Genomic DNA, 18689 nt, shown 5'->3' on the forward strand with positions numbered 1-18689 from the left:
GGGGCAAGGGGGTGTGGCGAGCTAATGAAAAGCCCCTTCCCTTCAGCGGAGGGGTCGGGGTGGGGCCAGCGGCCTGGCGCAAAGGTTCCGAAGGCCCGCCCGCCGCGACCAGACGGCAAGCCGCCAAGTCTCGCTGCCCTCCCCTGAAGGGGAGGGGTGTAAATTCCGAAATATGCGGCTACGGGCGCATGGAATGACCGCCGATCCCGCCCAACCCGCCGTCACCAGCCGCCATGTCGCCAAAGGGCTCGGCACGACCGTGCTCGCGCGGCTCGGTGCGGTGGTCGAGATTGTCGCGCAGCCGCTTTATGTGCTGATGTTCGGGCTCGCGGGCTACGGCCTCTATGCGGTGCTCTGGGCGACGATCAACCTCATCGAGAATATCTTCGACCTCGGCATGACGAGCGCCATGCAGCGGACCGTCCCGCAGTCGGCGAGCGACGCCGAGGCGGCGGGGGCGCTGCGCACCGCCATGCTCTTTGGGGTCGGCCCGTGCCTTGTCGTCGCGGCGCTCATTGCCTGGTTCGCGGCCGAACTCGCGCCGCTGCTCAACGTCGCCGAGCGCGACCGCCCGCTCGTCGTTCCCGCGATACAGTTGTTCGTCTGGGCGCTGCCCTTGTGGGCCTTTGTCGAGATCGCGACCTCGGCGATGCGTGCGCGGATGGTGTTCGGCGCCGAAATCCGCCTGCGTATCGTCTGGGAGCAGATCATGCGGCTGGTGTTCGCCGGCGCCTTTTTCGCGGGCGGGCTGGGGCTCAAGGGGCTTTTCGTCGCACATCTGTGCTCGCTCGCGATCACCGCGTTCCTCTGCGTTCGGCTGCTGCGGCGTCATTATGATTTCGCGCTCTTGTGGCGCGGCGGGCGCGGCAGCGATGTCGAGCGCAACACCTTCTGGGCCGGGCTGTCGATCCTGCCGTCGAACGTGATCGCGCGGCTGTTCGGCGATGCGCCGGCGCTGATCCTCAACCTGCTGCTCCCCGGCGCGGCGGGCGCAGCGGCGGCCGGCCTCTTCACCATCGCGCGCAAGCTCTCGAGCGTCGTCCAGCTCGTCCGCGTTGCCTTCGTCTATGTCATCGCTCCGCTCGCCGCGAGCGCCGAGCGCGCCGACCGCGCGCAGGTTGCCGAAATCTATGCCTATGCGACGCGGCTTATCGCGGCGATCGCGCTGCCGCTCGCGGCGGTGCTCGCAGCGGGGAGCGCGTCGCTGCTCAGCCTGTTCGGCGATCAGGCGCAGGTCGCGCGCGCTGCAGTCGTCATCCTCTTCTTCGCGCGCGCGGCGGAAGCGGTGCTCGGCATTTCGCTTCCGGTGCTCCAGGTCGTCGCCGCCTTTCGCCACCAGCTCACCGCCAGCCTGTTCGGCGTCGCCGTCGCGGTCGGCGCTGGGTGGTTGATCGTCGGTCAAATGGACGCACTGACCGGCGTGACGCTCGCCATGTCGATCGGGCTCGTCGTGATGGCAGGCATCCCGATGGCGCAGCTCGCAATCAGCGAGCGGCTTCACCCCTTCGACCGGCAGTTCCCGCTGGTCGCGCTGCGCGGAATGCTGATCACGCTGGCGGCGGGACTGCTCGCGCTGTTCATCAGCCGCCTGCCTGACCCGGTCGCGCTGCCGCTGATCGTGCTGGTCGCGGTCGCCGCAATCTGGTCGTCGCTCCGCTTCGCGCTGCCCGAAGCCGATCGTGCATCGCTGGGCAAGACCGGGCGGAAACTCAGACTGATCTCCTGATCCGTCATCCCCGCGAAGGCCGCGATCTCGACCTCCGCTTGCAATGCACCGGCCAGATCGCGGCCTTCGCCGGGATGACGACAAGACAGAGGGTCTTATTTTGGCCGCAAACTTTGCTAGAGGAGACGCCACTTCATTCGCCGCTCCTGCGGCCAACAGGCGGAACCCGATGTATCAGCAAGAACTCGCCCGTAGCGGCAAGCGCCTTTTCTTCATTCGCGGCACCTATATCTACATCACGATCGCAATCTCGACGCTGATCGCGTGGTGCAGCAAGGATTGGGGGCCGTTCCAGACGGCTTTCGGCGACTGTGCCTGGTTCTGGCTGTCGCTGGGCGTCGCAAGCACGGGCGCAATCGTCCGCGTCTTTACCAGCGGTTGGGCCGCGCTTGGCACCTCGGGGCGCGCCAAGATCGCCGCCGAGGCGAGCGAGCTCAACACCACCGGCCCCTACAGCCTGGTGCGCAACCCGCTCTATGTCGGGCGCATCCTGAACTTCACCGGCCTTGCGATGCTGTCGGGAAGCTGGGTGTTCGGCGCAATCGTCTTCCTGCTCGCGATCCTGATCTATGAGCGCATCTCGATTTACGAAGAAGAGTTCCTGCGCGAAAAGTTCGGCGCCGCACACGCCGAATGGGCAAAGGACGTCCCCGCGCTGCTCCCGCGCCTGTCGGGCTGGGTGAAGCCCAAATATCCCTTCTGGTGGAAGCGGATGATCTGGCGCGAGCAGAACAAGCTGTTCCTGCTCGCGACGACCGTCTTCCTGACGTGGATGGCGCGGATGGACTTCAATTTCGACGCGCTGACCTCGGCGCAGTGGAACTGGGTCTATGCCTTTGCCGCGCTCGTCGTCGTTCGCTTCATCATCGGCGGACTCAAGATGATCGGCTTCTTCAAGGAATTGAGCTGATCAAATGGGGAGCGATCTCGCTCCCCTCATCGCCGTGATCGGCAGCGACGGGTCGGGCAAATCGACGCTGTCGGCCGACCTCCTCGCGCATATCCAGAAGTCGCGGCCCGCGGAGAGCGGCTATCTCGGCCTCGGTTCGGGCGAGCAGGGCCGCCGCATCGGCCGCTGGCCGCTGATCGGTCCGCCACTCCACCGCTTCCTCGACGGCATCGCCGACCGGCTGCGCGATCCCGACGCGCCGATCCCCGGCTGGCTCGCCGCGCGCTACGCGCTGCGCAAATCGAAGAAGCGCCGCGCGAAGTTCGAACAGCTTCTCGCGCGGCGCCGCGCGGGCATCACCATCGTCACCGACCGCTACCCGCAGATCGAAGTGCCCGGCCTGCACGACGGCCCGATCCTCGCGGGCCGCGCCATGACACCGCGCCTCGCGGCGATGCGGGCAGAGGAGCACGCGCTTTATGCCGAGATGGCGGCCTATATGCCGACGCTCGTCATTCGCCTGCACATCGACGTGGACACGGGGATGGCCCGCAAGCCTGATCATGTACGCGCGCTGATCGCACGCAAGGTCGAAACGGTGCCGCTGCTGACGATGGGCGGCGCCCCCATCGTCGATCTCGACGCGACCATGCCATATGCGGAGGAACTGGCGCTGGCAAAGGCGGCGGTCGATCAGGCGCTAGCTGCCCGATCTTGAATTTCGTGAGCCCCCGCGAAGGCGGGGAACCATCTCCTGCCCGGCCAAGGTGGCACCGACCGGCGATGGGCACCCGCTGCCGCAGGCGCACGCAAGCTTAAAAGCCTCGCCCGGCCATGATCCGCTCGATCAGCACAATATCTTCGGGCTTGTCGGCGTCGATACATGCCTCCGCCGCCGACATCGGCACGATCCGCGCCTTGACCCCGAAACGGCGACCCGCGCGCGCGACGCCCTGATGGATCGTCAGCAGCCGCAGCAGCACGCCGATCAGCAGCGCGGGGCCGAAGGCCGCGATGATCCTGAGCCCCTTCTTGCGATCGCGCTCGATCCGCCCCCAGAAATCGAGCAGCGGCCGTGCGCGGCGACCGCGCAAGCGAAAGAGATTCGCCCCCGACCACCAGCCGCCGCGGAACTTGAGCCACGTCCGCCTTGATTCGGGATAGCGCGCGAGCAGCACCGTGCGTTCGACCATCGCAACCGCCACGTCGCTGTCCTCGGCCCCATCGAGAAACTCGCCAATCATTGCGGGAGTGAGCAGCACATTGTCGGCGGTCGTCACCAACACCGGCGCGTCATCGTCGGGGAGCGCAGCGGCGAGCGACGCGCTGATCCCCTGCCCTGAGTCGGCGAACCGCACGTCTTCGAAAGCGGCAAGCGCCGGATCGGCGGCAATCGCGCGGCTGTTCTGCGCGAGAACGGTGATCGCGCCGACGCGCGGCGACGCGCGCAGCGCGCGCACGACGTGAACGAGCATCGCTTCGCCCGCGATCGGCAGCAGTGCCTTGGTCGCGACGCCGCTGCCGTCGAGCAGGGGGTCGGGGCCGGGGCGGCTCCCTGCCATCACGATTGCCGGGATCGGCGCGGTCATTGCGGCGACGCCTCCACCGGCGCGATCCGCCGTCCGGTAACGCCACGCAGGAAATCGCCCGCTTCGTCCAGTACCGGCGCCTTGCCACCAAAGGGCGCGGCGAGAGCCATGACGATACCCGTGTGACCAAGCCCCGGATAGACGCGCAACGTCGCGGCGCCGCCCGCGCGCTCGATTGCGGCGGCGAGATTCTGGCTGTTGCGCGGGCGCACGATATCGTCGGCGTCGCCCGTCGCGAGCCACATCGGCGGCGCATCGCCACGCGCAAAGGAAACAGGCTGGGTCTTTTCGATCGGGCGGATCTTGCCCATCGCCTTGTCGGCGCGGCCGCCCTTTTCGAGCGGGGTGAAATCATAAGGCCCGGCCAGCCCCGCGACGCCGCGGATCACCGCCGGGTCGGTCCCCGCCGCGCGCAGCCATTGCGGGTCAAGCGCGAGCATCGCAGCATTATAGGCGCCCGCCGAATGTCCCATCAGCGCGATCCGGTCGGGATCGCCGCCAAGCTTTCCGACATGTTCGCGCGTCCATGCGACCGCCGCCGCGCTGTCCTCGATATAATCGGGCCAATAGGCGCGCGGGACGAGGCGATAGTCGGGGATGACGGTGACGAAACCTTGCCGCGCGAGTGCGCGACCGGCGAAGCCGTAGCTGGCGCGCTCGCCGCTGTTCCAGCCGCCACCATAGAAGAAGACGACCACCGGCAGCCGGTCGCCCTCGCGCGCATCCTCGGGAACCCAGATGTCGAGCGTCTGGCGCGCGCCGCGGCCATAGGGCTGCCCCGCGAAGAGCAGTTTTGCGCCGCCTCCGCCGCCGAGCAGCTTGTCGGCAAGGTCGAGTGATTTCGCGCCGCCCGCAACGATAAGCTTTGCGCCGCCACCGAACAGGAGCAGCAGGATCAGCAATATAAACAGATATTTGATCAACCGCCGACCCTTGCGCCCCGCGTCCGTCATTCGTCCGCCCTTCGCCGGACCGCGCAACATCGGTCCGTCCGCGGCCCTACCGTGCGTCGCGCAGCGCCACAAGCGCCACCTTTTCGCGTGTCGTGCGTAGGAAAGGCATGACTCCGCCCGCCCGCCGCCCTGCGCTCGTCTGCAACAGCCAGAGCGGCAGCTTCGATTCCGCGCGCCGCGACTGGATCGCCGAACAATTTGCCGCGGCGGGGACGCCGCTCGTCGCAGACTATTGCCTTCCCGACCAGAAACTGCCCGACCCGGCGCGCCTTGTCGCCGATGGCGTCGACCTCGCGGTGGTCTGGGGCGGCGACGGCACGATCAATGCAAGCGTCGCGGCGCTCGCCGGCTGGGACGGCACGCTGCTGGCCCTTCCCGGCGGGACGCTCAACCTCCTCGTCAAACAGCTTCATGGCGAGCGCGAACTGGAAGCCATCCTCGCCGATGTTCTTTCCGGGCGCGCGCATCGCGACGTCCCGCCGACCGTCGCCTGCGCCGCCGGTCGCGCGATGGTCAACATGCTCGCGGGGCCGACGACCGTCTGGGCCGAGGTGCGCGAGCACGTCCGCCAGCGCGAACTGGCCAGCGCCGCCGCGCTGGTCCCCGAGGCACTCGAGGAAAGCCTTGCCGGCGACCCGGTGCGGCTCGCGGGCGATGCTCGCGAATTCCAGGCGATCAGCATGACGCCCTCGCGCGACGGCATCGTCGTCGACGGCCTCTATGCCGACAGCCCCACATTGCTCCTGCGCCACGCGATCGCGTGGGTCGGCGGCGATTTTCGCGACGGGCCGCGCGAACGGCTGACCGCGCGCCCCACGGTCACGATCAGCTCCGACGCCCCGCTCGGCCTGCTGATGGACGGCGAACATGCCGACGGCGCAGCGAGCGTAACCTTTAGGATCGAGCCCGCGCCGATGGCGATGCTCCTGACGATGCCTTTGCCATGATCCGCCTCTTCCACATCAGCGACCTCCATTTCGGGCTCGAAGACCGCATCGCACTCGCCTGGTTTACCCAATTGGTGCGCGCCGAGTGCCCCGACGGCGTGCTGATCACCGGCGACCTGACGATGCGCGCGCGCACCCGCGAATTTGCGGCGGCGTGCGACTGGATCGAGACGCTCGACCTCCCGGTTACGGTTGAGGTCGGAAACCACGACCTGCCCTATTTCAACCCGATCGAGCGCTTCTTCTTTCCCTATCGCCGTATCGCCCGGATCAAGAGGCTGATCGACCGCGAGCTCGACTTTCCGGGGCTGGCGGTCGTTCCGCTCAAGACCACGGCGCGCGCGCAATGGCGGCTCGACTGGTCGAAGGGTCGGGTGACCCGGCGCGCGCTCGACAAGACACTCGCCGCTATCGATGCGCTGCCGCCCGACACGACGGTCCTCGTCGCGGGCCATCATCCGCTCGTCGAAGCAGGAACGCGCGGGCGCGCGCTCACACGCGGCGGCGAACGGGCGCTGTGCGCGCTCGCCGAGCGCGGCGTCGCGGGTGTGCTCACCGGCCATGTCCACGACGCCTTCGATCTGGTGAAGCAGACACCCGCCGGACCGGTCCGGATGATCGGCGCGGGCACCTTGTCGCAGCGTATCCGCTCGACCCCGCCCAGTTTCAACGACCTCGAAATAGCGGACGGAGCGGTGCGTGTTAACGTGCGCAGCCTGCCGGAACTCCCGACGCGCGACATGCAGATCGACGCCATCCCGCCCGACGCGCTCCCCCCGCGTCGGCCGGGCGAGCCGGTCGCTCCCGTTGGCGCCGTTCCGCCCGTCGACCCGCCCGTCCATTGACGCGGCCACGCCCAGGTGAAAGGAACCGGTCCATGACGAGCCGCCGCACAATCCACGTCAACGACAGGATGCAGTCGGGTTATAGCTACGACCTCACTGCCCCCGAGGGCGCGGATTTCGACCCCGCATTTACGCCGTATTTCACGCCCGGGGAGATGCTGGAAATGGGGGTCTTCGAGGGAAAATATTGCAACGATTGTCGGGACGAATTTCCCGCCGACTGGTTCGAGAACGCCAGGGTAGCCGACAAGCCCGATCCCGACCTCAACTATTTCGGCGTCAAATCGCGCCAGCCACTCTCCGTGTGGCGTGAAAAAGGATGGATCTACGGCCCCGACCCGCGTGGCTGGTTCCAATGGTATTGCCGCTATTATATGGGGCGCCGCCTGCCCGACATCGACGCGATCCAGATCAAGCGCTGGCGCGGTTTCGCCCGCCATGCGGGGCAGGTTCGCGCCAATTGCGACCCGGGCGACATTCACTGCCGCCCGCGCCAACGGCAGGCGCTGCTGCAATGGGCCTATGACCCGTTCGTCTGATCAGGGCTCGCGCGCGCCCACGAACAGCGCGATGATGCCGATGAACGCGCCATAGCGCAGCGCGGCGTCGAGCGCCGCCTCGCGCATGGCTTCGGATCGCCAAAGTTCGAACCAGGTTTCGGCGATCACGATCCAGCCGGCAAAGAGCATCAGCACGGCGACCCCGCAACCCGCCAGCGCGAGCGTCTTGGCGGCGTCGAACGTGGCCGGGTCGCGGCCACGCACCGCCCACATCCGCCTCGCGCCCGCGAGGCAAAGCAATGCCGTTACAAGCTTTAGCGACGGAATAGCGAGCGCCCCCGCAAGGACCAACGCCGGACTTGCCGTCGCGCGCCAATCGTCGCTGCCGCCTTCGAACGTCGTCATCGACAGCGTCGCGGCGACGGCGCCCTTCGTTCCCTGCCAATCATGGAAATTGCCAAAAGCGCCGAGCAGGCCCCAGGTTGCCACCGCGATAACGAGCAATATCTTCAATATTCTGAGCATCGCCTGTTCCCCCCTTTCGCCACGCTAGGCGATTCGGGGCGGAAGGTCCAAGTCCGCTTTGCGCTGCATTCAGCAAAAAGGGCGGCCCGTTTCCGGACCGCCCTCCTCTTTCCCACCCGTCGGTGGAAAAAGTCGTTTAGCGCTTCGAGAACTGGAAGCTGCGGCGGGCCTTTGCCTTGCCGTACTTCTTGCGCTCGACCGCGCGGCTGTCGCGGGTCAGGAAGCCAGCCGACTTCACCGTGCCGCGCAGCGCGGGTTCAAAGCGGGTCAGCGCCTGCGCGATGCCGTGCAGCACGGCGCCAGCCTGACCCGACAGGCCACCACCCTTGACGGTTGCGACGATGTCATACTGGCCGGCGCGGTCGGTCAGACCGAAGGGCTGGTTGATGACGAGGCGCAGCGTCGGACGCGCGAAATAGACTTCCTGGTCGCGGCCGTTGACGGTGATCTTGCCCGTTCCGGGCTTGAGCCACACGCGGGCGACGGCGTCCTTGCGGCGGCCGGTTGCATAAGCGCGGCCCTGCTTGTCGACGATTTTTTCGCGCAGCGGTGCGGACGGTGCCGCGATCGTTGCTTCGGTACCTTCGACGGCGCCGGCGAGATCCTTGAGATCGGTCATGGTCTGTTCGTCAGCCATTATGCACCCACCTTGTTCTTGCGGTTCATCGACGCGACGTCGATCACTTCGGGGCTCTGCCCTTCATGCGGATGTTCAGCTCCAGCAAAGATGCGCAGGTTGCGCATCTGCTGGCGGCCAAGCGGGCCGCGCGGAATCATGCGTTCGACGGCCTTTTCGAGCACGCGCTCGGGGAAACGGCCTTCGAGAATCTTCGCGGGGCTGGTTTCCTTGATGCCGCCGGCATAGCCGGTGTGCTTGTAATAGCGCTTGTCGGCCATCTTCTTGCCGGTGAACGCCACCTTGTCGGCGTTGATGACGATGACATTGTCACCGCAATCGACGTGCGGGGTGAACGACGGCTTGTGCTTGCCGCGCAGGATATTGGCGATGATCGAAGCAACGCGGCCCACGACGAGACCGTCGGCGTCGATCAGCACCCATTTCTTTTCGACCGTCGCGGCGTTTGCCGACTGGGTCGTCTTGGTCAGCGCCTTCATGGCACGCTCCTTGACAGAGATGGAACGGGGCGGTCGCATTCGCTGCCGCCCGAAAACAATCCGCGCCGCCTGCCCCGGTGGGACAATGCGGCGCTTCGGAGCGGCCCAATGACGCTTGAAGCCCCGAAAGTCAAGCGTCCTGCGGCTTTGCTGACGGGTATTATGATACCATCAACAATTTGCCGAGGCAGATTTCAACCCCTGGCGGTGCACGGCGACCGCCGTCACCGCGACCAATATGGCGCCGACGACCTGATGGAGAACCGCGATCCACATCGAGACCCCCGTGACGACGGTGAGGATTCCGAGCAGCATCTGCGCGGCAACGGTGACGACCATCAAGCCCGCTTCATGCCGTGCGCCCCTCTTGGCCAGTGCGCGCGCGAGCAGCAACAGCGCGAGCGCCGCGACCCACGACCACCAGCGGTGCAGGAAATGAATGAGGAAGGGATCGTTGGTCAGCGCCATCCACGCGCCGCCCGACCAGTCGATGCCTTCGGGCACGAAATGATCGTTCATCGCCGGCCAAGTGTTCGCGACCTGACCCGCGTTGAGCCCCGCCACCCATGCGCCGAGCAGCAATTGCACGAAGAGGATGGCGATCGCCCCGATCGCCGCGCCCGTCAGCCGCGCGGGCCGCGCCCCTTCATCGCGCGCCAGCTCGCCAAGGTCGCGCGCGGTCCACACCAGCCCGCCGAGCAGGAAGAGCGCGGTGAGCAGATGCGCGGCCAAGCGGAAATGGCTGACGTCGGTGCGATATTCGAGCCCCGACGCGACCATCCACCAACCGATCGCGCCCTGCAGCCCGACGAGCGCGGCGAGCGCGAACAGCCGCCAGCCATAGCCCGCGGGGATCGCGCGCCGCCATGCGAACCAGGCGAGCGGCAGCAGCAGCGCCATTCCGACGACGCGCCCCAAAATGCGGTGCAGCCATTCCCAGAAAAAGATCGCCTTGAACCCCTCAAGCGTCATGCCGAGGTTGATTTCCTTATATTCGGGGATCTGCTTGTATTTCTCGAACTCGGCGATCCAGTCGGCCTCGTTCGTCGGCGGCAATACGCCCGACACGGGGCGCCATTCGGTGATCGACAGCCCCGATTCGGTCAGCCGCGTGATCCCGCCCACGGCGACGACGATGATGACGAGCACGGCGACGGCCCACAGCCAGCGCGCAAGCGCGGCGGGGCGGGGGGTGCGGCGCGCGGCCGCGGCGGTCAGCGAGGCGTCGGACATGCGCCGCCCTATCGTCGTTCGGCGCGCGTTAGGCAAGCGGGTCGAAATTCATGGTCGCGACAGGCTGGGGTTGATAATCGGTCGTCGATGTTCCGCCGTTTGCCTGCTCTGGCGCTCGCCTGCGCCGCAATTGCCGCCGCACCCTTTGCCGCGCGTGCCGACACTGCCACGTCACCCTATGCTGCGCTCGCCGCGATGGAGGCGCGCGTGGCAGCGATCGGCTTCCGCCTGACGACCGCCAACGCCAACTGGTGCCCGGTGCGTCAGCCGCAATTCGGATGGCTCTGGGGCGACCCGCGCCTTTACGCCGAGGAGGACCGCGCGGCGGCGCTCGTCCCCTACGACGCATCGACCAGCGACGCGCCCTTCCCCGCAGCCATCGCACCCGATTCGCCCGCAGCCCGTACGGGACTTCGCATCGGCACCCCGATCCTCAAGCTGAACGGGGCGTCCTTGCCGCCCGCCGAGGGCACCGACGCCTTCGCGCGCATTTCGGCGCTCGAAACCGCGCTCGCGGCACTTCCGCTCGACCGGCCGCTGACGCTGGCGACCGGCGACGGGCAAACGGTCGACATCCAGCCTGTCACCGGCTGCGCGTCGGACTTTCGCCTCGAAGCGCGCGACCGCCCCGCGGGCGCGGCCGACGGCCGCCTCGTCCTTATCAGCTACGGCCTCGCACTGTTTGCAGAGGATGATGCCGAACTCGCCGCTGCCGTCGCGCACGAGCTCGCGCACAATATCCTCCGTCATCGCGAACGGCTCGACGCTGCGGGGGTCGACCGCGGGCTCGGCAAGCAGTTCGGGCGCAGCGCCCGGCTCTTCCGCCAGACCGAGATCGAAGCCGACCGGTTGTCGGTCTGGCTGCTCGCGGGCGCAGGCTATGATCCTACTGCCGCCGCCCGTTTCTGGACGCGCTTCGGCCAGCGCGAAGGACGTCCGCTCTTCCAGGCGGGCACGCATCCGCGCTGGCGCGACCGCGTCGCGACGCTCGAGGCCGAGGCAGCCGCGATTGCCGCCGCCCGCGCCGAGGGCGAGCCGCTCGTCCCGCCGCTGGTCGCCAACCCGCCGCCCTTGGAATAGCGGCGCGGCCATCCTATTTTGGAGCCATCGCTCCCCGACCCTTCAAGGACCCATGCCATGACCCGTGAGACCGCCATTTTCGCCGGAGGCTGCTTCTGGTGCACCGAAGCCGTGTTCCAGTCGCTCGCGGGTGTGGACTCGGTCGAAAGCGGCTATATCGGCGGGACGGTCGAAAACCCGACCTATAAGCAAGTGTGCGGCGGCGACACCGGCCACGCCGAAGCGATCCGCATCACCTTCGACCCCGACGTCATCGGCTATGACGATCTGCTCGACGTCTTCTTCGCGACGCACGATCCGACGCAGCTCAATCGTCAGGGCAATGACATCGGCACCCAGTATCGCAGCGCGATCTTCCCGCTCGACGATGCGCAGGCCGCTGCGGCGCGCGCCGGAATCGAACGCGCCGCCGCCGACTGGCCAGCACCGATTGTGACGACCATCGAGCCTGCTTCGACCTGGTATCCGGCCGAGGATTATCACCAGGCCTATTGGGATGGCGAAGGCCAGCGCAATCCATATTGCATGGCCGTCATTCCGCCGAAACTGGCAAAGCTGCGCAAAGGGTTCGGCGAGCGCCTCCGCGCGGGCTAGCCGCCGCCGCAATGGCCGAGGGAAGCGCAGGCATGACGTCACTCGCTCCTTTTCCTTGACTTATCAGCGATTTTGACTAGCTGCCGCCGCTTCTTAGGGGCGGGATAGCCCCCAGGCGCCGTGGGGGTCGCTGGACGTGCTGGGATCGTTGTTCCTTTCTGGTATTTTGGCTGTCGCGCAGCCGGTAGCAGTACAGACCGCAAACCAGACGATTGTCGAGGACGGCGCCGACGGCATGGCGCGCGCTGTCAACCGCATGGTCGGCGGCATCATCAGCTATGTCCGCTGGCCCGAAAGCCCCGCCGCCGCGGCACGCAATCTTTGCATCGTCGGAAGCCCTACGATCACTGCGAGCATCGCTCCGTCGATCGCGGGCGGGCTACCCGTGACCGTCCATCGCCTTTCGGCGGCAGCGGTCAGCGTTCGCAAAGACTGCGACATTCTCTTTCTCGGGCGCATGGCGGCGGCCGATCGGCAACGGCTGATCGGCTGGGTGCGCGGCCGCGCCGTGCTGACGATCAGCGACGACGACCCCGATTGCCTGCACGGCGCCATGTTCTGCCTGTCGGCGCGCGCCGGACGCCTCGGCTTTTCGGTCAATCTCGACGCGATCGGGCGTGGACCGCTGCGCGTCGATCCGCGCGTGCTGAAAATGGGGCAGAACGACGGGAGCGCGACATGATCGAGCGCGCTACCGAAACGCCCGTCCGCCGCACCACCCTGCAAAGGCTGTTGTCGCGGTTCCACTTCGGCATCACCCTGTTCGCGGTGGCGCTGTCGGGCATCACGATCCTGCTCGCCGGGGTCACGGCGCTGCGCGGCTATGCCGATCGCAATTTGGAGCTTGCGGCGCGGCTCGGCGCTTATGGCGCCGAACCTGCACTGGTGTTCAACGACCCGCTGGCAGCGCGCGATGGCATCGAACCGCTGACGGAAATTGCCGGCATCGCCCGCCTGCGCGTCCTTGACGATCGCGGCCGCGTGCTGACCGGATGGACGTCCCCCAACCCCGATCCGGCGCCGCTGCTGACGCGCCTCGTCTTTCCGCGGCCCTATGCAATCCCCGTCCGCCGCAACGGATCGGTTATCGGGACGGTCGAGGTGTGGGGCGACAGTTCGACGATGAACGATTATGTGCGGCTCGGCCTGCTCGCCGGGCTGGGCTGCCTGCTCGTCACCGCGCTCGGTACGATCGTGCTCGCGCGGCGCTTCGAATATGAGCTCGTCAAGCCGCTCGGCGAGATCGCCACCGTTGCGCACGACGTCCGCCTGCACCGCCGGTTCGACAAGCGCGTCAAGCCGCTCGGCATCGCCGAACTCGACCGGCTCGGCGGTGACATCAACGCACTGCTCGACGAATTGCAGGGGTGGCAGGGGCATATGGAAAGCGAACGCGCGATCCTTGAACATCGCGCGTCGCACGATCCGCTGACGACACTCCCCAACCGCGCGGCTTTCGACCGTCAACTAGCCGAGCGAATTGCCGCGGCCGAACGGCGCGGTGGGCGCTTTGTCCTGCTTTTCTGCGACGCCGACAATTTCAAGGCGGTCAACGACGAATATGGCCATGCGGTGGGCGACCGCGTTCTCGTCGCGGTGTCGACCTGCATCCGCAACGGACTGCGCAAGGGCGATTTTGCGGCGCGGATCGGCGGCGACGAATTTGTAGTGATCGTCGATCCGCTCGACGCAGAGGCCGATCCGGGCGCGCTGATCCGGCGCATCAAGGATTGTGTGTCCGATCCGATCGCCTTGCCGGGGGGCGACGAGCAATACCGTCCGTCGATCAGCGTCGGCGCTGCGGTTTACCCCGACGACGGCAGCGATTCCGCCGCTCTGCTGACCGTCGCCGATGCCGGCATGTATGCCGACAAGATGACGAGCGGCGAAAGATGACCAATATCGGAGCCCTCCCGTGATGCGCCTATCCCCCCTTCGCCCATCAGCGCTGCTGGCTTTTGCCGCCGCAGTCGTACTCGCGGCATGCCAAAGCGTATCGCCGATTTCCGGATTCACGCCGGCCCAGATCGCGATGCTCGAATCGGAAGGCTTTGTCGAAACCGGACCCGCGTGGGAACTCACGATCTCGGAACGCCTGTTGTTCCCGGTCGACGAAAGCGCACTCAAGCCCGATCAGCAGGAACGGATCGCCCGCCTCGCCCGCAATCTCGTATCGGTCGATATTCTTACCGCGCGCGTCGAAGGCCACACCGATTCGACCGGCACCTCGGCCTATAACCAGGCCTTGTCGCAGGCGCGCGCCCACGCCGTCGCGACGCCGATGCAGGCGAATGGCATGCGCTTTAACCCAGAGCAGATTGTCGGCCGCGGCGAAGCCTTCCCGCTTTCGAGCAACGATACCGCCGAAGGCCGACAGGATAATCGCCGCGTCGTGGTGATCGTGGCGCCCGAATAGGCGTGCGCCGGCAGTCGCAAACGTCTGCAATGCTTTCCCTCGCAACACTGGGCGGCTAGGGTCGTCGCCATGAAACCGATCCGCAAAGCCGTCTTTCCCGTCGCCGGCCTCGGCACGCGCTTCCTTCCCGCCACCAAGGCGATCCCCAAGGAGATGCTGCCGGTCGTCGATCGCCCGCTTATCCAATATGCGGTCGACGAGGCACGCGAGGCGGGGATCGAACAGATGATCTTCGTCACCGGCCGCGGCAAGAGCGCGATCGAGGATCATTTCGACATCGCCTTCGAGCTCGAAAAAACGATGTCGGAGCGCGGCAAGGATCTGTCGGTTCTCGAACCGACGCGCCTCGGCCCCGGCAATTGCGCCTATGTCCGCCAGCAGGAACCGATGGGGCTTGGCCATGCGATCTGGTGCGCGCGCGACATCGTCGGCGACGAGCCCTTCGCGATCTTCCTCCCCGACGAATTCATGCACGGTTCGCCGGGATGCATGAAGCAGATGGTCGATGCCTATGCGCGCGTCGGCGGCAATCTGATCTCCGTCCTCGAAGTCCCGCGCGAGCAGGTGTCGTCCTATGGCGTCATCGCGCCGGGCGCGTCGGACGGCAAGCTGACCGAGGTCATGGGCCTTGTCGAAAAGCCCCCCGTTGCCGAAGCGCCGTCGAACCTCATCATTTCGGGGCGCTACATCCTCCAGCCCGAGGTGATGCGCGTGCTCGAAGGGCAGGGAAAGGGCGCCGGCGGCGAAATCCAGCTCACCGATGCGATGGCCTCGATGATCGGGAACCAGCCCTTTCACGCCGTGACCTTCGACGGCGCGCGCTACGACTGCGGATCGAAGGCGGGCTATATCCAGGCCAATCTGGCGGTCGCGCTCGCACGGCCCGACATGGCCGCCGAAGTGCGAGCCTTTGCCATCGACCTCCTGCGATAACAGTCCGGCGGGGGAGGTCCCCCGCCGGCCCGAAGCCTATTCGCCCTCGATGTTGGGCTTGGGGAATGTATCGGCGCCGAGCGTGCGATAGAGCCACCCGCCGACAAGCCCGCCGACGAGCGGCGCGAGCCAGAACAGCCACAGTTGCTGCAACGCCAGTCCGCCGACCACGAGCGCAGGCCCGGTGCTGCGTGCCGGGTTGACCGATGTGTTGGTGACGGGAATCGAGATCAGGTGGATCAGCGTCAGCGCAAGGCCAATTGCAAGCGGCGCAAAACCGGCAGGCGCGCGCCCGTCAGTCGAACCCATGATGATCCAGAGGAAGAATCCCGTCAGCACGACCTCGATAATCAGCGCCGACCAGATGTCGTAATTGCCCGGCGACCCCGCATCAAAGCCATTCGCGGCGAGCCCGCCCGCGATGTCGAACACCGGGCTGCCGCTCGCGACATAATAGAGCAGGAAGGCGGCGACGATCGCGCCGAGCACCTGCGCTGCGACATAAAGCGGTATGTCGCGCGCCTCGAAGCGGCCGCCCGCCCACAGCCCGACGGTCACCGCGGGATTGAGATGGCATCCCGAAATATGGCCGATCGCATAGGCCATGGTCACGACCGTCAGACCAAAGGCGAGCGATACGCCGAGCAGACCGATCCCGACCTCGGGGAATGCCGCGGCGAGCACAGCGCTCCCGCATCCACCGAACACGAGCCAGAATGTGCCGATAAACTCGGCGAGTCCCTTCTGCAGATTTGTCATTTGACCCTCCTCCCCGCCGGCGGCCAAGCACGCCTCCGGCGCAGGGGCACTCTAGCGCCGCCGGAGCGGCTCGCAACCCCTTGGAATCGGGCATTCCCGCGACACTCAGGCGGCGGCGACCGCCTCGACAAAATGGCGCGCGCGCTGGTGCAGCGACTGCGCCGCGCGGTTGAGCCCCGACGAAAGCTCGCCGAGCGTCGCCGCGCCCTCGCCAACCGCCGATGCGCCGCGGCTGATATATTGGACGCGGTCGTCGATCTCGCGGCCCGCGGACACCGCCTGCTCGACATAACTCGCGATCGACAGGCTTGTTGCGCTCTGGCCGTCGACCGCAGCGTCGATCGTGTCGGAAAAGCCATTGTTCGCCTCGATGGCGCGTTCGACGTCGCGAAATCCCTCGGCGACCTGCACGACAATCTCGCGGATGCGGTCGATATAGGGGGTGATGTCGCTCGCCGCCGAACGCGTCTGGTTGGCGAGCGCCTTGACCTCGGCGGCGACGACGGCGAAGCCGCGCCCGGCATCGCCGGCACGCGCCGCCTCGATCCCCGCGTTGAGTGCGAGCATGTTGGTGCGGCTTGCCATGTCGATGATCAGCCGCAGCATCTGTTCGATCGACTGGCTTGCATCCTGCAACATTGCCGCGCGATCGCCGGTTTGCTTGACCTTCTGATGGGCGTCGCGCCGCACGCTGCGCGCGCGCGTGCCGTCGTCGACGATCTGCGCCATGCTCGCGGCGAGCGCGTGGCCGCGATCGCCGAGTTCTTGCAATCCGGCGAGCGTCTGCGCGGTCGCGCCTGCGACCGACAGCGCGTCACGCCCGGTCTGTTCGGCGCGTTCGGACAATTGGCGCGCAACCGCTTCAACTTCATGCGCCATGTCGGACAAGGTCGCTGTCAGCGCAGCTATATCCTGCTGAAACCCACGCCCGGCGGCGTCGATCTGCGCCGCGCGCTCGGCGCGCTCACGCGCGACCTCGATCTCGCGCATCATCGCCAGCCGCGCGAGTTGGCCGCCGTCGAGCGTTTCGACAAATCGCCCCTTGTCGACGAGCACCAGCCCCTCATGTCCCGCAGCGCGCGATACACGGCGCAACAGCGCGGCGGTCGGTTCGGCAACGTCGGCGGTCAGGCACGGCTCGATCATCGTTGCAATCGAGCCGCCGATCGTCGGATTCTGCATCAGCGAAAACCAATAGGGGCAGAACAGCAGTTCGCGCACGCGCTGTTCGCGGATAATTCCGACAGGAGCCCGGTCGGGACCCAGCACCGCAAGCAGCCGGAGATCGGGATGCGCGCGAAACGCCTCGATCACCTCGGCCAGCGGTGCATCGACGCCGACCGCGATGGCATGACCCGATGCGGGTTCGAGGGCAAGCTGTACCGAATTCATCTGATCCCATCGCCTTGCGGTTCGTGACGGCGCAATGCCTAGCGGGTGATGGTAAAGACGGTTTTAACCATTTATTTCAGTGATGTGACACCAAGGCGCGGCCGCCGGTCAATTGGTCGCATAATGGTGGCACGACACCCGATGGCATGCGATGGACGGACCGTCAGGGAGAAGTTCATGCGTGGCTATGTTGCGGCACTATTGGCGGCACCGTTGCTGACAGGATGCGTCGGCGCGGTCAAATCGGTCGTCACGGCGCCGGTGAAGGCGGCCGGGCAAGTCGCCGACTGGTCGACGATCAGCCAGGACGAGGCCGACCGCAACCGTGGTCGCGCGCTACGCGAACGCGAGGAGCGGCTCGGCAAATTGTCGCGCCAGCGCGACAAGGCTGCCGAAAAATGCCGCAACGGCGACAGCGAGCAATGCCAACGTGCGCAAATACTCGATCATGAGATTGAGGCCGAGATGAACGCGCCCTACTGAAAGTCTCGCCGCGTCAACTGACGCGCCGCCCGGTCCACACCACCCGGCCGACGAGCTGCACCGCCGACAGCGGCAGATCGTCCCAGCTCCGGTATTGCGGATTGTCGCTGATCACCGCGATCCGCCCCTGCCCCGGCGCGCGCGCGACGCGCTTGACCATCAGCACATCGTCCATCCGCAGCACATAGATACCGTCGCGCAGCCGCGCCGCAGCGTCGCCGCCGTCGACGAGGATGTCGTCACCGTCGCTCAGCGTCGGCGCCATCGAATCGCCTTCGACGCGGATGATGCTCAGCGCGCGCGGATCGGCGCCCAGGCTGCGTAGCCATTTGGGGTCGAACGCGACCTCGCCCTCGACCGGCTCGCCGTCGATGCTCGCCCCTGCGCCTGCCGAGGCGCCGACGGCGAGCTTGGGCACCAGCACCATGTCGCGCCCGCGCGGCCCTGCGCGCGATGCGACGCGCTGCACCGGGCCGCCGAGGATCGATTCGGCGACGCCCAGATAGGCGGCGATGCGCGCGCGGTCCTGTTCGGCAAGCCGTCGCGGCGTGCCACGCTTGATATATTGCTGGATATAGGCCGGATTGCGCCCGATCGCCGCCGACAGGCGCGCATAGTCGATGCCCTTTTCCTGGCAGAGCTGGTCGAGCGCGGCGCGCGGATCGGCAGAAAATTCTGACATGGCTGGTCCGGTCCTTCCTATTTCGTC

The 18689-nt window shown here is 66.8% G+C and carries 22 protein-coding genes; 13 read left to right on the top strand and 9 right to left on the bottom strand.

All coding sequences use genetic code 11. The annotated features are described in order from the left end of the window. Positions 1-193: 193 nt before the first annotated feature. The 3 genes from H7692_RS07480 to H7692_RS07490 all read left to right on the top strand — a co-directional run bounded on the left by H7692_RS07480 (position 194) and on the right by H7692_RS07490 (position 3333). On the top strand, positions 194-1726 hold the full coding sequence (locus H7692_RS07480; protein WP_222135492.1) for a lipopolysaccharide biosynthesis protein: 1533 nt from the start codon (positions 194-196) through the stop codon (positions 1724-1726). 169 nt (positions 1727-1895) lie between these two features. Further along, the gene (locus H7692_RS07485; protein WP_222135491.1) at positions 1896-2636 is read left to right on the top strand and encodes a methyltransferase family protein; all 741 of its coding nucleotides are present in this window, start codon (positions 1896-1898) and stop codon (positions 2634-2636) included. 4 nt (positions 2637-2640) lie between these two features. Beyond that, positions 2641-3333: a nucleoside triphosphate hydrolase gene (locus H7692_RS07490; protein WP_222135490.1), complete on the top strand. Its 693-nt coding sequence runs from the start codon at positions 2641-2643 to the stop codon at positions 3331-3333. A gap of 97 nt (positions 3334-3430) precedes the next feature. Here the strand turns inward: H7692_RS07490 and H7692_RS07495 are convergent, their stop codons facing one another. Both H7692_RS07495 and H7692_RS07500 read right to left on the bottom strand, forming a co-directional pair. Continuing rightward, positions 3431-4204, bottom strand: coding sequence for a nucleotidyltransferase family protein (locus H7692_RS07495; RefSeq protein ID WP_222135489.1), 774 nt, complete (start codon positions 4202-4204; stop codon positions 3431-3433). Then, positions 4201-5157, bottom strand: coding sequence for an alpha/beta hydrolase (locus H7692_RS07500; RefSeq protein WP_227339970.1), 957 nt, complete (start codon positions 5155-5157; stop codon positions 4201-4203). The genes H7692_RS07495 and H7692_RS07500 overlap by 4 nt, the downstream gene beginning before the upstream one ends. Positions 5158-5264: 107 nt before the next feature. On the opposite strand from H7692_RS07500, the gene H7692_RS07505 reads away from it, so the two are divergent. From H7692_RS07505 to H7692_RS07515, 3 genes are read left to right on the top strand one after another with little or no spacing between them, the layout of a single operon-like run. Next, the gene (locus H7692_RS07505; protein WP_222135487.1) at positions 5265-6104 is read left to right on the top strand and encodes a diacylglycerol/lipid kinase family protein; all 840 of its coding nucleotides are present in this window, start codon (positions 5265-5267) and stop codon (positions 6102-6104) included. Beyond that, positions 6101-6949: a metallophosphoesterase family protein gene (locus H7692_RS07510; protein WP_222135486.1), complete on the top strand. Its 849-nt coding sequence runs from the start codon at positions 6101-6103 to the stop codon at positions 6947-6949. The genes H7692_RS07505 and H7692_RS07510 overlap by 4 nt, the downstream gene beginning before the upstream one ends. A gap of 32 nt (positions 6950-6981) precedes the next feature. Then, entirely contained in the window at positions 6982-7488 is a 507-nt protein-coding gene (locus H7692_RS07515) for a hypothetical protein (RefSeq protein WP_222135485.1), read from the top strand. Here the strand turns inward: H7692_RS07515 and H7692_RS07520 are convergent, their stop codons facing one another. The 4 genes from H7692_RS07520 to H7692_RS07535 all read right to left on the bottom strand — a co-directional run bounded on the left by H7692_RS07520 (position 7489) and on the right by H7692_RS07535 (position 10323). Beyond that, a complete protein-coding gene (locus tag H7692_RS07520) occupies positions 7489-7974 on the bottom strand; it encodes a DUF2165 family protein (RefSeq protein WP_227339971.1) in 486 nt (161 codons plus the stop codon). A 136-nt stretch (positions 7975-8110) separates the two neighbouring features. Next, the gene (gene rpsI, locus H7692_RS07525) at positions 8111-8611 is read right to left on the bottom strand and encodes a 30S ribosomal protein S9 (protein WP_201928931.1); all 501 of its coding nucleotides are present in this window, start codon (positions 8609-8611) and stop codon (positions 8111-8113) included. Beyond that, complete coding sequence (gene rplM, locus H7692_RS07530) at positions 8611-9090, bottom strand: 50S ribosomal protein L13 (RefSeq protein WP_201928930.1); 480 nt, start codon at positions 9088-9090, stop codon at positions 8611-8613. The genes rpsI and rplM overlap by 1 nt, the downstream gene beginning before the upstream one ends. Before the next feature lie 171 nt (positions 9091-9261). Further along, entirely contained in the window at positions 9262-10323 is a 1062-nt protein-coding gene (locus tag H7692_RS07535; RefSeq protein ID WP_222135483.1) for a COX15/CtaA family protein, read from the bottom strand. Positions 10324-10410: 87 nt separating this feature from the next. Here H7692_RS07535 and H7692_RS07540 point away from each other — a divergent pair, with 87 nt between their 5' ends. The 6 genes from H7692_RS07540 to galU all read left to right on the top strand — a co-directional run bounded on the left by H7692_RS07540 (position 10411) and on the right by galU (position 15346). Further along, on the top strand, positions 10411-11403 hold the full coding sequence (locus tag H7692_RS07540; RefSeq protein ID WP_201928928.1) for a M48 family metallopeptidase: 993 nt from the start codon (positions 10411-10413) through the stop codon (positions 11401-11403). Between the two features lie 57 nt (positions 11404-11460). Then, entirely contained in the window at positions 11461-11997 is a 537-nt protein-coding gene (msrA, locus tag H7692_RS07545; protein ID WP_201928927.1) for a peptide-methionine (S)-S-oxide reductase MsrA, read from the top strand. A gap of 166 nt (positions 11998-12163) precedes the next feature. Further along, the gene (locus H7692_RS07550; protein ID WP_227339972.1) at positions 12164-12679 is read left to right on the top strand and encodes a YfiR family protein; all 516 of its coding nucleotides are present in this window, start codon (positions 12164-12166) and stop codon (positions 12677-12679) included. After that, positions 12676-13893 carry a diguanylate cyclase domain-containing protein gene (locus H7692_RS07555; protein ID WP_222135481.1) on the top strand — a complete coding sequence of 406 codons (1218 nt, stop codon included), beginning with the start codon at positions 12676-12678 and terminating at the stop codon, positions 13891-13893. The genes H7692_RS07550 and H7692_RS07555 overlap by 4 nt, the downstream gene beginning before the upstream one ends. A 136-nt stretch (positions 13894-14029) precedes the next feature. Further along, positions 14030-14413 (top strand): OmpA family protein, encoded by a 384-nt coding sequence (locus H7692_RS07560; RefSeq protein WP_227339973.1) that lies wholly within the window; start codon positions 14030-14032, stop codon positions 14411-14413. 69 nt (positions 14414-14482) lie between these two features. Then, complete coding sequence (galU, locus tag H7692_RS07565) at positions 14483-15346, top strand: UTP--glucose-1-phosphate uridylyltransferase GalU (RefSeq protein WP_222135479.1); 864 nt, start codon at positions 14483-14485, stop codon at positions 15344-15346. Between the two features lie 36 nt (positions 15347-15382). Here galU and aqpZ read toward each other — a convergent pair whose 3' ends face one another. Next, positions 15383-16105, bottom strand: a complete 723-nt coding sequence (gene aqpZ / locus H7692_RS07570; RefSeq protein WP_227339974.1) for an aquaporin Z — start codon at positions 16103-16105, stop codon at positions 15383-15385. 105 nt (positions 16106-16210) lie between these two features. Continuing rightward, a complete protein-coding gene (locus tag H7692_RS07575; RefSeq protein WP_227339975.1) occupies positions 16211-17497 on the bottom strand; it encodes a methyl-accepting chemotaxis protein in 1287 nt (428 codons plus the stop codon). A 177-nt stretch (positions 17498-17674) separates the two neighbouring features. Here H7692_RS07575 and H7692_RS07580 point away from each other — a divergent pair, with 177 nt between their 5' ends. Further along, positions 17675-17980 carry a hypothetical protein gene (locus tag H7692_RS07580; RefSeq protein ID WP_227339976.1) on the top strand — a complete coding sequence of 102 codons (306 nt, stop codon included), beginning with the start codon at positions 17675-17677 and terminating at the stop codon, positions 17978-17980. 13 nt (positions 17981-17993) lie between these two features. On the opposite strand, the gene H7692_RS07585 is transcribed toward H7692_RS07580, so the two are convergent. Continuing rightward, positions 17994-18662 carry a S24 family peptidase gene (locus tag H7692_RS07585; RefSeq protein ID WP_227339977.1) on the bottom strand — a complete coding sequence of 223 codons (669 nt, stop codon included), beginning with the start codon at positions 18660-18662 and terminating at the stop codon, positions 17994-17996. Positions 18663-18689 lie beyond the last annotated feature (27 nt).

The organism is Sphingopyxis sp. P8 (assembly GCF_020622175.1).
In the GTDB taxonomy this organism is placed as follows: Bacteria; Pseudomonadota; Alphaproteobacteria; order Sphingomonadales; family Sphingomonadaceae; genus Sphingopyxis; species Sphingopyxis jiangsuensis.

Coding starts and splice junctions, on each gene's coding strand:
- H7692_RS07480 (WP_222135492.1), top strand. CDS start 194: ATGACCGCCGATCCCGCCCAACCCGCCGTCACCAGCCGCCATGTCGCC.
- H7692_RS07485 (WP_222135491.1), top strand. CDS start 1,896: ATGTATCAGCAAGAACTCGCCCGTAGCGGCAAGCGCCTTTTCTTCATT.
- H7692_RS07490 (WP_222135490.1), top strand. CDS start 2,641: ATGGGGAGCGATCTCGCTCCCCTCATCGCCGTGATCGGCAGCGACGGG.
- H7692_RS07495 (WP_222135489.1), bottom strand. CDS start 4,204: ATGACCGCGCCGATCCCGGCAATCGTGATGGCAGGGAGCCGCCCCGGC.
- H7692_RS07500 (WP_227339970.1), bottom strand. CDS start 5,157: ATGACGGACGCGGGGCGCAAGGGTCGGCGGTTGATCAAATATCTGTTT.
- H7692_RS07505 (WP_222135487.1), top strand. CDS start 5,265: ATGACTCCGCCCGCCCGCCGCCCTGCGCTCGTCTGCAACAGCCAGAGC.
- H7692_RS07510 (WP_222135486.1), top strand. CDS start 6,101: ATGATCCGCCTCTTCCACATCAGCGACCTCCATTTCGGGCTCGAAGAC.
- H7692_RS07515 (WP_222135485.1), top strand. CDS start 6,982: ATGACGAGCCGCCGCACAATCCACGTCAACGACAGGATGCAGTCGGGT.
- H7692_RS07520 (WP_227339971.1), bottom strand. CDS start 7,974: ATGCTCAGAATATTGAAGATATTGCTCGTTATCGCGGTGGCAACCTGG.
- rpsI (WP_201928931.1), bottom strand. CDS start 8,611: ATGGCTGACGAACAGACCATGACCGATCTCAAGGATCTCGCCGGCGCC.
- rplM (WP_201928930.1), bottom strand. CDS start 9,090: ATGAAGGCGCTGACCAAGACGACCCAGTCGGCAAACGCCGCGACGGTC.
- H7692_RS07535 (WP_222135483.1), bottom strand. CDS start 10,323: ATGTCCGACGCCTCGCTGACCGCCGCGGCCGCGCGCCGCACCCCCCGC.
- H7692_RS07540 (WP_201928928.1), top strand. CDS start 10,411: ATGTTCCGCCGTTTGCCTGCTCTGGCGCTCGCCTGCGCCGCAATTGCC.
- msrA (WP_201928927.1), top strand. CDS start 11,461: ATGACCCGTGAGACCGCCATTTTCGCCGGAGGCTGCTTCTGGTGCACC.
- H7692_RS07555 (WP_222135481.1), top strand. CDS start 12,676: ATGATCGAGCGCGCTACCGAAACGCCCGTCCGCCGCACCACCCTGCAA.
- H7692_RS07560 (WP_227339973.1), top strand. CDS start 14,030: ATGCTCGAATCGGAAGGCTTTGTCGAAACCGGACCCGCGTGGGAACTC.
- galU (WP_222135479.1), top strand. CDS start 14,483: ATGAAACCGATCCGCAAAGCCGTCTTTCCCGTCGCCGGCCTCGGCACG.
- aqpZ (WP_227339974.1), bottom strand. CDS start 16,105: ATGACAAATCTGCAGAAGGGACTCGCCGAGTTTATCGGCACATTCTGG.
- H7692_RS07575 (WP_227339975.1), bottom strand. CDS start 17,497: ATGAATTCGGTACAGCTTGCCCTCGAACCCGCATCGGGTCATGCCATC.
- H7692_RS07580 (WP_227339976.1), top strand. CDS start 17,675: ATGCGTGGCTATGTTGCGGCACTATTGGCGGCACCGTTGCTGACAGGA.
- H7692_RS07585 (WP_227339977.1), bottom strand. CDS start 18,662: ATGTCAGAATTTTCTGCCGATCCGCGCGCCGCGCTCGACCAGCTCTGC.